Genomic DNA, 12867 nt, shown 5'->3' on the forward strand with positions numbered 1-12867 from the left:
TGCGTCATAGGCATAATTGCGGTCACCTTTACCCCATTGCTCACTTCGTGCAACTCACTACCCAGACCCGGCCGACCATCACGCCTGAGGCAGCCCTCGTGCTGGCCAGGCTCGTCGGTCATTACGGGATGCAGTTGCGCAAGCTGTATGCGGTGGTGGCCGCCAAGGGCGGCAAGGTGAAGAATCACAAGACTGAGTTCTGCAAGGCCCACGGCATCACCGCTCGATACTTCAACGGTCTTGCGAACGATCTGCAAGGCTCCATCGACAGCGTGTGCGAGTTGCTCAAGCAAAACGTCAAGGACAGAAATTCTGCGCTCAAAAAGCTGAAGAAGCGAGTCGCAGGTTTTGACAAGAAGTTCGCGGATCTCGACGCGAAGCGGATTGCCGTTACCACGAAGGTATTCCGACGTTGGACAGCGCAGCAGCGCAAGTTGCAACTGAAGGTCAAGCGCCTGGAGGGCAAGATCGCGGAACTTCAGCGGCGCCTAGAAGCCAATGTCCCGGGCATCTGCTTTGGTTCTCGAAAGCTTTTCCAGAAGCAGTTTAATCTAGCGGAGAACGGCTACAGGAATCGCGCCGAGTGGCTGGCCGACTGGCGCGCGGCGCGGGATCACCAATGCTTCTTCCTCGGCTCCGGCGACGAGACTGGCGGCAATCAATCTTGCACGCTCTCGGTGGGCGAGGATGGACTGCTCGCGCTTCGGATTCGACTGCCCGATGCGGTGATTGCTGCGGGCAAAGAAAAGTCTGAATGCGATGGTAGTCCCGTGGAGAAGCCCACGGGCAAGGACAAGTATCTGGTGCTCGGCGGCCTTTCCTTCCCGTACGATGAGCCCGCGCTGCGCTGGGCCCTGCGTGAGGGCAAGCCGCTTTCGTGGCTGATCCACAAGGACCACAAGGGCTATCGGCTGATGGTGTCGTTCGCCCGCCCGGCCGCGCCCATCTCCACGCTCAGCGCCAAGTTTGGTGCGATCGGGATTGACTTCAATGCGGACCATCTGGCTGTCACGGAGACCGACCCCGGCGGCAACATGATCCAGTCTTGGCGGGTCGAGCTGCCGCTGGAGGACAAGAGCACGGGCCAGCGCGCGGCCCTGCTGTCGGATGCCCTGGAGGGCGTGGTCGAGCATGCGCTGCAAGCGGGAAAGCCCATTGCGGCCGAAGACCTCGACTTCACCGACAAGAAAAAGGACATGTCGACGATGAGCCCGGCGCAAGCGCGGGCGCTGTCAGGCCTGTCCTATGCAAAGTATCAACAGTTGCTCGCGTCGAAGTGCCACCGACGCGGGGTGGAGTTGATCAAGGTGAATCCGGCCTTCACCTCGCTGGCCGGGCAGATCAAATACGCGAAGCCACGCGGGCTAAGCGTGCATAAAGCGGCTGCGGGCGTAATTGCCCGGCGGTCGCAGGGCTACAAGGAGTGCATTCCAAGGCTGAAATCGACACCGGTTTCGGTCAAGGGTGTGACCGTCCTCTTCCAGCTACCTGCAAGGAATCGCGCGGAAGGCGGCGGCACATCCTGGGATGAGCTCCACGTGGCTCTGGGTAAGTTCCGGCGCGCAATCGTTGCCGCACAGAAGAATACGTCTGTAGCGCGAAAGGTCGGAACGTCCCGCGGCAAAATGCCGCGAGGGCCAAGCGGGGGCACCGTGACCCCTGCGGGAAACAAGTCTAGCCGCTCACCGGCTCGCGGTGAGCAGATTTGTTCTTGGTGAAGTTAGCGGTGGAAAGACCGGTCTAAGGTGGGGAACCGGCCAGCCTTGCGGCTGCCTCGCCCGGCCCGCCATGGAAGCATGCGAGCACACAGGCGTTGCATGCTGCGAGCGCAACGCCTGTCCTCGTCAGACATCCGGGCCTTCCACACCCGATCATCGGTGATTCGATGACGTCACCAGTATTTGCTGTCGGTGCCGGGGAATCGATGAGAGACGTCGCATTTCGAGGAGCCGGCGAAGTTTGACGCCATGAAAGGGGCCCCGATACCGCCGACTCTTGAAAAATTGCCTGATATCCGGGATGGACGCTCGCGAACGGCGATGCTTTACTCCACCGATACGGCAGTCATTTTCCAGGAGCTGGCCGGCGGCAATTCCGCACGGCAAGCGACGCGCTTACGGGGTGGACATGAGAATCCGCACGACTTTCCAGCAGTTCAAATCCGCCACCGGTCTGGACGGCGACCCAAGCAAGCGTGGCTCGAAGATCCGCGAGAACGACCGGGTGTTCGACGAATACGAACAGCGGTTTCCGATGCCGCGGGCACAGCCGGCCGGATGCTGCGGCGCTTCAGCCCCGGGCCTCCTGCGGCAAGGCTTATTTTCCGGAATCCTTCACCTCCGCAAACTTGTCGAACTCAACGTTGTACAACTCACCGTTGACCTTCTCGACCTTGCGGATATAGACCGTCTGCACCACGTCCCGCGTCGCCGGATCAATGGTGATGGGCCCGCGCGGGCTCTTGATCTTCATGCCCTTGAGCGCGCCGATGATCTTGTCGCCGTCGGTGGCGCCGCCGGTCTTCTTCAGGGCCTCATAGATCGCACCCATGCCGTCGAAGGCGGCCACGGCCATGAAGTTGGGACGGCCGGCGCCGGGATTGGCTTCGGCAAACGCCTTTAAAAACGCCTTGTTCTCGGGCGAGTCGTGCGCCATCGAGTAGTGGAACGAGGTGATCACGCCCAGCGTGGCATCGCCCATCGCCGGCAGCACGTGGTCGTCGGTCAGGTCGCCGGTGGCGATCACGCGGATGCCGGCCTGGGCCAGGCCGCGTTCGCGGAAGCCTTTCATGAAGGCCACGCCCTGTTCGCCGGCTGGCAGGAACAGGAAAACTGCCTCGGGTTTGGCGTCCTTGATGCGCTGGATGAAGGGGGCGAATTCCGGGTTGCGCAGCGGCACCCGGATCGATTCGATCACCTGTCCGCCACCGCCGATGAAGTTGGTCTTGAAGGCGGTTTCAGCATCGATGCCGGGGGCGTAGTCGGCCACCAGCGTGACCACCTTGCGCACATTGTTCCTGACCGCCCAGGTGGCCATCGGCGCGGAGATCTGCGGCAGTGTCATCGACACGCGTGCGATGTAGTTCGACTTGGTGGTGATGATCGACGAGGCGGCGTTGAAGATCACCATCGGCTTTTTCGCCTGCTCGGCGATGGGCGCCACCGCCAGGGCCTCGGGCGTGAGGCCGAAGCCCGCCAGCATGTCCACCTTGTCGCGCACCACCAGTTCCTGCGCCAGGCGCTTGGCCACGTCCGGCGCCGGGCCGGTGGTGTCCTTCATGATGATCTCCACCTTGCGCCCGGCCACGGTGTCGCCGTGCAGCTTCTGCCAGGCCTTGACGCCGCCTTCCATCTGCTTGCCGTAGTCGGCAAAGCTGCCCGAGAAGGGCGCGATCAGGCCGATCCTGACCGGTTCGGCGCCCTGGGCGGCAGGCAGCAGGGCAAGCAGGCTGCAGGCCGCGATGGCGCGCAGCAGCGGGGCGATGGTCATGGGCGGGTCTCCTCGGTTGGCGCGCGGCGCTGGCGGCCGCATCGAGAAGGCAGTGTAGGGGGGCGGTGCAGGCAAGGCAATCCCGGCTGATACCGGGATGCCGGGGCCGCCCGGCGCGCCCCCGGGGCGGGGGCGCGGGCGGGAGCGCTCAGACCAGCGTGGCCAGGCCCAGCGTCAGCAGCAGTGCCACCACCGAGATGATGGTTTCGCAGACCGACCAGGTCTTGAAGGTCTGGGTCACGGTCATGTTGAAGTACTCCTTGACCAGCCAGAAGCCGCCGTCGTTCACGTGCGACAGGATCAGCGAGCCGGCGCCGGTGGTCAGCACCAGCAGTTCCGGACGCGTGCCCGGCACGCTGGCGGCGATCGGCGCGACGATGCCGGCGGCGGTGGTCATGGCCACGGTGGCGGAGCCGGTGGCGATGCGGATCATCACCGCGACCAGCCAGCCCAGCAGCAGCACCGAGACATGCGCGTTGGTGGCTACGTCCACGATGGCGTTGGAGACGCCCGAGTCGCGCAGGATGCGCCCGAAGCCGCCGCCCGCGCCAACCACCAGCGTGATGATGGCCGTGGGTGCCACGCACTCGTTGGTGAACTTGAGGATCATTTCGCGGTTAAAGCCGCGCGCCTTGCCAAAGGTGTAGAAGCTCACCAGCGCGGCGATCAGCAGCGCCATCACCGAGTTGCCGATCAGCTTGAGAAAGTCGTTGGCAAAGGTCTTCGGCGTGGTGATGAGGTCGGCCCAGCTGCCGATCAGCATCAGGATCACGGGCAGCAGGATGGTGAACACCGTGATGCCAAAGCCCGGCAGCTGGTGCGATTCCTTGACGCCTTCGTCTTCTTCCGTGAACTGCACGGCCAGCGGGTTGACGTCAGGCAGCTTCACATAGCGGTCCATCAGCTTGGCGAACAGCGGGCCGGCAATGGCCGCGGTCGGGACGCCCACGATCAGCGCGTACATGATGGTCTTGCCGATATCGGCGCCATAGGCGGTCACCGCCAGCAGCGCGGCCGGGTGCGGCGGGATCAGGCCGTGCACCACCGACAGGCCGGCCACCATCGGGATGCCGACCAGCACCATCGACGTGCCGGTACGCTTGGCCACGTTGAAGGCGATCGGCACCAGCAGCACGAAGCCCACTTCGAAGAACACCGGCAGGCCGACGATAAAGGCGATGGTGACCATCGCCCAATGCACGTTCTTCTCGCCGAAGAAATCGATCAGCGTGCGCGCGATGCGCTCGGCACCGCCGGATTCGGCCATCATCTTGCCGAGCATGGTGCCCAGGCCGATCACCAGCGCGATATGGCCGAGGGTGCCGCCGACGCCGGCTTCGAACGACTTGATGATGTCGCCCATCGGCATGCCCACGGCAAAGCCGAGCAGGACCGAGACGACCACCAGGGTGATGAAGGGGTTGAGCTTGAAGCGCGCGATCAGCACTACCAGTGCGATCACTGCGATCAGCGCATACACCAAGAGCGTGGTTCCGGTGACGGCACCCATATTGTCTCCTTCTGTGGAAAAAAGGCCGCTTGTGGCGGCAGGGGTTAGTTTTTAGTTTTCCCCCTCTCCCGCGGTTGGGAGAGGGGGGCAGGCAATCCGCTGGCAGCAGGCTCAGGCCACCGGCTTCTTGTAGGCGATGCAGTCCACTTCGACCTTGCAGTCCACCACCATGCTCGACTGCACGCAGGCGCGCGCGGGCGGGTTGGCGCCGAAGTATTCCTTGAAGATCTTGTTGAACGAGGCAAAGTCGCGCGTGTCGTCCAGCCACACGCCGCAGCGCACCACGTGCTCGGGGCCGTAGCCGGCCTCGGCCAGGATGGCCAGCACGTTCTTGATGGCCTGGTGGGTCTGGGGCACGATGCCGCCGTCGATGACCTCGCCGTTGACCATCGGCACCTGGCCGGAGACATAGAGCCAGCCGTCGGCCGCGACCGCGCGGGCAAAGGGCATGTGCTGGCCGCCGGTACCGGTGCCGCCTTCGACGCCGAATCGTTTGATGTCCATGGGTACTCCTGGGATATGTTGGGTATGGGAATGAAGTGAGGGCGGCGCGCCGGTCAGGCTGCGCCGAACTCGGGCCGCGAACCACGCGGCAGGAAACGGCCGGCGCGCACGCCGGTGGTCTGGCGCTGCTGCCATGACAGCTCGCCATTGACCCAGACCGCGGCAATGCCCTCGGCCGGTTGCATGGGATCGGTAAAGCTGGCCGCGTCGCGGATGGTGGCGGCGTTGAACAGCACCAGGTCGGCCCAGTAGCCTTCGCGCACGAAGCCACGCTCGTGCAGCCCGAAGCGCTCGGCGGACATGCCGGTCATCTTGTTGACGGCCACCGTCAGCGGGAACAGCTCGCGGTCGCGGGCGTAGTGGCCCAGCACGCGCGGGAACGCGCCCCACAGGCGCGGATGCGGCAGCGGGTCGTTGGGCAGGCCGTCCGAGCCGACCACCGTGGCCGGATGGCTCAGGATGCGGTCGACGTCGGCGTCTTCCATGCAGTGGTAGACAGCGCCCGCGGGCATCAGCCGGCGCGCGGCCTCGTGCAGGTCGACCTGCCATTCGGCGGCGATATCGGCCAGCAGGCGGCCGCCCATCTCGGGCGCGCCTTCGGACCAGGTCACCATGATGTCGAAGTCGCTGGTGACCTGCTTCAGGTCCAGCGTGGACGAACTGGCGGTGTAGGGGTAGCAGTCGCAGCCCACCGGCTGCCAGCGCTGCGCGCCGTCGAGCGCGTCCAGCACCTCGGTGCTGCGGCCCCAGTTGGCCACGCCCGCGCATTTCAGGTGCGAGATCACCACCGGCACGCGCGCGTGGCGGCCGATGCGGAAGGCCTCGTCCATGGCGTCGAGGATCTCGGCAAACTCGCTGCGCAGGTGGGTGGCGTAGAGCGCGCCGGCCCTGGCCAGCGGTTCGGCCAGTGCCAGCACTTCGTCGGTCGGTGCGCTGAAGGCATTGGCGTAGGCCAGGCCCGTGGACAGGCCCAGCGCGCCGTGCTGCAGCGCTTCTTCCAGCTGCGCGCGCATCGCCGCGATTTCTTCCGGCGTGGCGGCGCGGTCGAAGCGATCCATATGGTTGCTGCGCAGCGCGGTATGGCCGACCAGCGCGGCGACATTGACCGCGGGCTGCGCGGCTGCCACCGCATCGACATAGCTCTTGAAGTCCGGGTAGCGGAAGGCGTCGGCATTGCCGAGCAGGTTCATCGGGTCGGGCGGCTCGCCCGCCAGCGTCACCGGTGCGGCGCTGATGCCGCAGTTGCCGACTACCACCGTGGTCACGCCCTGCGACAGCTTGGGCGTCATCTCGGGCTGGCGCACTACGTTGGTGTCGTCGTGCGTATGCACGTCGATAAAGCCGGGCGCGAGCACCAGGCCGTCGCCTTCAACCACATGCGCGGCGGCATCGGGGTCGATCGCGCCGGGCTCGTCGATGCGGGCAATGCGGCCGTCGCGCAGCGCCACGTCGGCCAGGCGCGCGGCGGCACCGGAGCCGTCGATCAGCGTGACGCAGCGGATCAGGGTATCGAACAGGTGTGGCATGGTCAGTCTCCCAGCGGCTGGCGGCTGTCGGGGCCCTTGGCGGTGCCGCTTTCGCCGCGGTGGGTGTCCAGCACGTACTTGAGCCGGCGCAGGCGCTCCTTGCTCTGGTCCGGCTGCAACAGCGCGCATTGCGTGGCCAGCACGTCCAGCACCATCAGCATGGCGTAGCGCGATGCCGACGGCTTGAAAATGAAATCCGTCTCCAGCGTGCGCACCGGCAGCAGCACGTCGGCACGCGCTGCCAGCGGCGAGCCCAGCGCGGTCACGGCCACCAGGCGGGCACCGTACTCGCGCGCGATATCGCAGCTGGCCAGCATCTCCGGCACGCGGCCGCTGGCCGAGAAGGCCAGCACCACGTCGTCGCGGCCCAGCGTGGCCGCCACCATCTTCTGCAGCAGGGCGTCCTGGTAGCTCGCCACCGGCTGGCCCAGGCGCGCCAGGCGATGGCGCGCCTCGTCGGCCATGAACGACGAGCCGCCGCCCATGCCAAAAGCGTAGACCATGCGTGCGCCAAGCAACAGGCGCGCGGCTTCTTCAATGCGCTGCGTGTCCATCAGGCTGCGGTTGACTTCCAGCGCGGTCAGAATGTCCGCGTGGATGCTGTCGGCCAGCGTGGCCGGGGCGGCTTCACCGGCCGGGACCGCGCCGGGCTGCAGGAAGCGCGCGCCCACCGCAGTGGCCTGGGCCAGGCGCAGCTTCAGGTCGCGCACGTCGCGGCAGCCGATGGCCTTGGCAAAGCGCGTCACGCTGGCCTCGCTGACGCCGGCCTTGCGCGCCAGCTCATTGATGCTGGCGGCGGCCGCGCCGGCCAGGTCTTCCAGCACCACCTGCGCCACCTTCTGCTCGGCCAGGCGCAGCGCGGGGCCGCGCTCGGCGATGCGGGTCAGGATGTCGAAGGGCGCGTTCATGGGTGGGCAGGTCGGGTCAGAAAGGCGGATCGGATCGAAATGTGACGGAAGCTGCAGTGGCCGCGGGCAGGGGCTATAACAGTGACTGGCGCCCCGTGGAGTAAGGCCGTCGCGTCGTCCCGGCTAGCCCTTCCGGGCCTCTGCGTGTTACTTTATAACAAGGATGAAATATCTTATTTTCAGGGCTATCATTACGTCAATCAGATTTTTTCAGGATGATGACAAGCATGCGTGAAATAAAGTATCAGGCCGGCGTGATCGATCCGCTCAACAAGGCGCTGGGCCGGATGGAAGCCCCCATCGCCCCGGATGCGGCCGGCCAGACCGGCTGGAACCTGTTGCGGGAAGAACTGAGCCTGCCGGCCGCGGTGCTCTATGAAGACCGGCTTGCGCACAACCTGGAATGGATGCGCCGCTTCATGAACGAATACGGCGTGCAGCTTGCGCCGCATGGCAAGACCACCATGGCGCCCAAGCTGTTTGCGCGCCAGCTCGGCGCCGGCGCGTGGGGCATCACCCTGGCCACGGCGCACCAGACCGCCGCCGCGCATGCACACGGCGTCAAGCGCGTGCTGATGGCTAACCAGCTGGTGGGCCGCCGCAATATGGAAATCATCGCGGACCTGCTGCGCGATCCGGATTTCGAATTCTTCTCGCTGGTGGACTCGGCCGCGCTGGTCGACCAGCTCGGCAAGTTCTTCCAGGAACGCGGGCAGAAGCTGCAGGTGCTGCTGGAGCTGGGCGTGGAGGGTGGGCGCACCGGCGTGCGCGACGACGCGCAGCAGCAGGCCGTGCTGGAGGCGCTGGCGCGCTGGCCGGATGCGCTGTCGCTGGCCGGCGTGGAAATCTACGAGGGCGTGCTCAAGGAAGAGGCCGAAATCCGCAAATTCCTGCAGCGCACGGTGGCCGTGACGCGGCAACTGGCACAGGAAGGCCGCTTCGGCCGCAGCCCGGTGGTGATGTCGGGCGCGGGCTCGGCCTGGTATGACGTGGTGGCCGAGGAATTCGCGCGCACCGAGATTGGCGCGCCGATCGACATCGTGCTGCGCCCGGGCTGCTACCTGACGCACGACGTGGGCATCTACCGCGCCGCGCAGCAGCGCATCCTGGCCAGCAACCCAGTCGCGCAGAAGATGCGCGAGGGCCTGCTGCCGGCACTGCAGCTGTGGGCTTATGTGCAGTCGATCCCCGAGCCGGACCGCGTCATCATCGGCATGGGCAAGCGCGATGCGGCCTTCGACGCCGGCATGCCGATCCCGGCGCGCCTGTACCGCCCCGGCACCGAGGCGCCGGTCGACGTGCCCGCGCACTGGGAGGTCACCGGCATGATGGACCAGCACGCCTATCTGCAGGTCAAGCCGGGCGACGACGTGCAGGTCGGCGACATGATCGCCTTCGATATCTCGCACCCGTGCCTGACCTTCGACAAGTGGCGCCATATCCCGGTGCTGGACCGCGACATGCGCGTGATTGACATCGTCCAAACCTTCTTCTGAGGCAGGCGGCCTTATGAGCATCGATATCCTGGCCTATGGCGAGCCGCTGGTGGAGTTCAACCAGCAGCCCGACGATCCGTCGCGCTACCTGCAGGGCTTTGGCGGCGACACTTCCAACTTCTGCATTGCCGCCGCGCGCCAGGGTGCCAGCACCGGCTATATCTGCGCGGTAGGGGCCGACACCTTCGGCGAACGGCTGCGCGCGCTGTGGACGCAGGAGCGGGTCGATACCCGCCACGTGCACATCGACGCGGGCGCGCCCACCGGCGTCTACTTTGTCTCGCACGACAACCACGGCCACCGCTTCGACTACCTGCGCGAAGGTTCCGCCGCCAGCCGCTACCAGCATGAGCTGCTGCCGCTGGGCGCGATCGCGGCGGCGCGCTACCTGCACCTGTCGGGCATCAGCCTGGCCATCAGCACCAACGCCTGCGATGCCGGCCTGGACGCGATGGAGCATGCGCGCAAGGCCGGCACCAAGGTCACGCTGGACACCAACCTGCGGCTGCGCCTGTGGTCGCTGGCGCGCGCGCGCGGCATCATGCGCGAGGCCTTCAGGATGACCGACGTGTGCCTGCCGAGCTGGGACGACATCACCGTGCTGACCGGCCTGGACGACCGCGACGCCATCGCCGACTACCTGCTCGAATGCGGCATCAGCCTGGTTGCGCTGAAGCTGGGCGAGGAGGGCTCCTACGTGGCCACGCCGGAATCGCGCGCGCTGGTGCCGCCGTACCCGGTCAAGCCGGTGGATGCCACCGGTGCGGGCGACTGCTTCGGCGGCAGCTTTGTCGCGCGCCTGGCCGCGGGCGCCGATCCGTTCGAGGCGGCGCGCTATGCCAATGTGGCCGCGGCCCTGTCGACCACCGGCTATGGCGCCGTGGCGCCGATCCCCGATGCACAGACCGTGCTGGCCCGGCTGGCGCAGTCGGTGTCGGTCATCGCGTGACCCGGTCGCGTTGAATCCCTGTTTTCCTCAAACCCATCCACTCCGAGACAGCCATGCAAAACCAGACTTCCCCGCTGCTTCAACGCCTTGCCGATGTGCCGGTGATCCCGGTGCTGGAATTCCACTCGGTCGACGAGGCCTTGCACGTCAGCGAGGCGCTGGTTACCGGCGGCTTGCCGCTGCTCGAGATCACGCTGCGCACCCCGGTGGCGCTGGAAGCAATCAGGGCGGTGGCAGCCGCGCTGCCCCAGGCCTGCGTCGGTGCCGGCACGGTACTGAACGTCGAGCAGTTGCATGCCGTACGCGATGCGGGCGCGCAGTTTGCGGTTTCGCCCGGCCTGACCCCGGCGCTGGCCGAGGGCGCACAGGGCGCGGGTATCTCGCTGCTGCCGGGCGTGGCCACTGCCAGCGAGGCCATGGCGGCGCTCGAAGCCGGCTTCACCTTCCTCAAGTTCTTCCCGGCGCAGGCCGCGGGCGGGGTGCCGATGCTGAAGTCGCTGGGCGGGCCGCTGCCGCAACTGCGCTTCTGCCCGACCGGCGGCATCGACGCGGCACTGGCCCCGACCTACCTGGCGCTGCCCAACGTGGTGTGCGTGGGCGGTTCGTGGGTGGTGCCCAAGGATGCCGTCGCCAGTGGCGACTGGGGCCGCATCCGCACGCTGGCCGAGCAGGCCAGGGCGCTGCGTAACAAGGGCTGAGCACCGCCGGCACAAAGAGAAACGGCACGCCCTGCGGCGTGCCGTTTTCATATCGACGCGGACCGGGCCGCGTCGGACTGGGCTGGCGGCTTACTTGTGACGGTCCGCCGAGCTTTCGAGCTTCTGGCCACCGCGCTGAATGTCCTGGCCGAGCCCCGCCATCGTGTTGCAGCCAGCCAACAGGGTGGCAAACAAAACGCACCAGATCCAACCTTTCTTCACGCCGGGCTCCTTTTGAGATGTTTGAGAATCGAGAGATTCGTCGATTTAGGGATTTGCGCAGATTTTACCGCCGCTGTGAGCGGCGTTGAAATCTGGTATGTGCCAATTTGTAAATCGTGCAACCGGGGCAACGGTCCGACCCCGGCGCATCGCCGAAACGGTCAGGCGGGTGGCGCCAGCAGTTCCCGGGCGCGCTGCTGGATCGCCGCATGGGTCTGCAGCAGCCATACGGCAGGGAACGGCTGCGCCAGCAGGTAGCCCTGGACGCTCTGGCAGCCCCAGCCGCGCACCGCTTCCAGCTGCTGGCGGGTCTCGATGCCCTTGGCGCAGACCGACACCCGCGCGCGCCGGGCCAGCCGGCAGGCCTCGCGCAGGCTTTCGGCACGGTCGCCGGCCTGGCGCGCATGGCCCAGTCCCCGCGCGTCCAGTGTGACGCTGTCCGGGTGCAGCGCCGCCAGCGCCTGGCGGCAGGCGGGGCTGTCGTCGAAATCGCCCAGCGCCAGTTGCAGGCCGCGCCGGCGCAGCGCGGCAAAGCGGGCGATGATGTCGGCGTCGGTCGGCACCGTGCTGGCCGGCAACTCGATACACAGCCGCTGCGGCGCAATGCCGCCCGCATCGAGTGCCTGGGCCAGGGCTTCCACCATCTGCGGGCGGTGCAGCTGTGCGCTCGAGGCCAGCAGCGTGAACTGAAACGGGGCGATCGCCTCGGCGGCACGCACCAGCGGCAGCACGCTTTCCAGCAGCCAGTTGCCGATCCGGCCGACCAGTCCCAGCGACTCCACCGCGGGCAGGAAATCCTGCGGCGCCACGCGGCCGAGAACCGGGTGTTGCCAGCGCAGCCGCACGGTGTAGCCGCTGACCGCGGCGCCGGCAAAGTCGGCGCGCGGCTGCAGCTGCAGGCTCAGTTCGCCGCGTTCCAGCGCGTCGGGCAGCGCCGCCAGCAACGGGGCGGCGGGCGGGGCGACGGGCTTGTCGGCGCGCGCGAGGCCATCGCCGCCCTGGCGGTTGACCCGCAGCATGGCGTCGAAGGCCTGCTGCAGGCTGCGCTCGGCCGGGATGTCCGGATCGTCCGTGGCCACGCCGATGCTGCAGGAAATAAACAGTTCGAAGCCATCCAGCGCAAACGGCCGCGACAGGTCGTCGGCCAGGCGGCTGGCTGCCGGGCCAGGGTCGGGCACGCCGTCGGGCAGCGCGGTGATGACCGCCAGGTCCGCTGCCGCCATCCAGTGCATGATGGCGCCCGGCGGCAGCAGGCAGGCAATGCGGGCCTGGACGATGGCATGCAGCCTGGCCGCGCGCCGGGGCCCGAGGGTTTCGCAGGCACTGGCAAAGCGGTCCAGGCGGATGGCAAGGATGGCCGCCGGCTGCCCGGCGCGGGCGCGGCGTGCCGTCAGCGCGGACACCAGGGCGGACGGCTGCATCGCGCCGCTCGCGCCCCAGGCAGGGGGCGCGGCGATGTCGTCGGCATCAGGATGCATGGATGGTCTTGCGGACAGCCAGACTATGGCCCTTGCTACGCCCGCGTCTCCCCGTACTAGTTATGGTCCTTCGGCAGTCCGCGGGCG

Annotated in this window: 11 protein-coding genes; 4 read left to right on the forward strand and 7 right to left on the reverse strand. The window is 67.0% G+C overall.

Annotated elements, in window-relative coordinates:
- Nucleotides 1–47: 47 nt before the first annotated feature.
- A complete protein-coding gene (locus tag DN412_RS09690) occupies nucleotides 48–1718 on the forward strand; it encodes an IS200/IS605 family accessory protein TnpB-related protein (RefSeq protein WP_115014353.1) in 1671 nt (556 codons plus the stop codon).
- A gap of 598 nt (nucleotides 1719–2316) precedes the next feature.
- On the opposite strand, the gene DN412_RS09695 is transcribed toward DN412_RS09690, so the two are convergent.
- The 5 genes from DN412_RS09695 to DN412_RS09715 form a co-directional block, all read right to left on the reverse strand.
- Nucleotides 2317–3489 (reverse strand): ABC transporter substrate-binding protein, encoded by a 1173-nt coding sequence (locus DN412_RS09695; protein WP_115014356.1) that lies wholly within the window; start codon nucleotides 3487–3489, stop codon nucleotides 2317–2319.
- A 148-nt stretch (nucleotides 3490–3637) separates the two neighbouring features.
- On the reverse strand, nucleotides 3638–4999 hold the full coding sequence (locus tag DN412_RS09700; RefSeq protein ID WP_115014358.1) for a GntP family permease: 1362 nt from the start codon (nucleotides 4997–4999) through the stop codon (nucleotides 3638–3640).
- A 111-nt stretch (nucleotides 5000–5110) separates the two neighbouring features.
- Nucleotides 5111–5503 (reverse strand): RidA family protein, encoded by a 393-nt coding sequence (locus DN412_RS09705; protein WP_115014361.1) that lies wholly within the window; start codon nucleotides 5501–5503, stop codon nucleotides 5111–5113.
- Between the two features lie 53 nt (nucleotides 5504–5556).
- Nucleotides 5557–7029, reverse strand: coding sequence for an N-acyl-D-amino-acid deacylase family protein (locus DN412_RS09710; protein WP_115014363.1), 1473 nt, complete (start codon nucleotides 7027–7029; stop codon nucleotides 5557–5559).
- A 2-nt stretch (nucleotides 7030–7031) separates the two neighbouring features.
- A complete protein-coding gene (locus DN412_RS09715; RefSeq protein WP_115014366.1) occupies nucleotides 7032–7937 on the reverse strand; it encodes a MurR/RpiR family transcriptional regulator in 906 nt (301 codons plus the stop codon).
- Between the two features lie 227 nt (nucleotides 7938–8164).
- On the opposite strand from DN412_RS09715, the gene DN412_RS09720 reads away from it, so the two are divergent.
- The 3 genes from DN412_RS09720 to DN412_RS09730 are packed head-to-tail and all read left to right on the forward strand — an operon-like array spanning nucleotide 8165 to nucleotide 11080.
- A complete protein-coding gene (locus tag DN412_RS09720; RefSeq protein WP_115014495.1) occupies nucleotides 8165–9433 on the forward strand; it encodes an amino acid deaminase in 1269 nt (422 codons plus the stop codon).
- Between the two features lie 13 nt (nucleotides 9434–9446).
- Nucleotides 9447–10382: a sugar kinase gene (locus DN412_RS09725; protein WP_115014368.1), complete on the forward strand. Its 936-nt coding sequence runs from the start codon at nucleotides 9447–9449 to the stop codon at nucleotides 10380–10382.
- A gap of 53 nt (nucleotides 10383–10435) precedes the next feature.
- Entirely contained in the window at nucleotides 10436–11080 is a 645-nt protein-coding gene (locus DN412_RS09730) for a bifunctional 4-hydroxy-2-oxoglutarate aldolase/2-dehydro-3-deoxy-phosphogluconate aldolase (RefSeq protein WP_013952849.1), read from the forward strand.
- 90 nt (nucleotides 11081–11170) lie between these two features.
- On the opposite strand, the gene DN412_RS09735 is transcribed toward DN412_RS09730, so the two are convergent.
- On the reverse strand, nucleotides 11171–11302 hold the full coding sequence (locus tag DN412_RS09735; protein WP_010814145.1) for an entericidin A/B family lipoprotein: 132 nt from the start codon (nucleotides 11300–11302) through the stop codon (nucleotides 11171–11173).
- Nucleotides 11303–11463: 161 nt separating this feature from the next.
- Nucleotides 11464–12780 (reverse strand): GGDEF domain-containing protein, encoded by a 1317-nt coding sequence (locus DN412_RS09740; protein WP_115014370.1) that lies wholly within the window; start codon nucleotides 12778–12780, stop codon nucleotides 11464–11466.
- Nucleotides 12781–12867: the final 87 nt, after the last annotated feature.

This window comes from Cupriavidus lacunae (assembly GCF_003353055.1).
Taxonomy (GTDB): domain Bacteria; phylum Pseudomonadota; class Gammaproteobacteria; order Burkholderiales; family Burkholderiaceae; genus Cupriavidus; species Cupriavidus lacunae.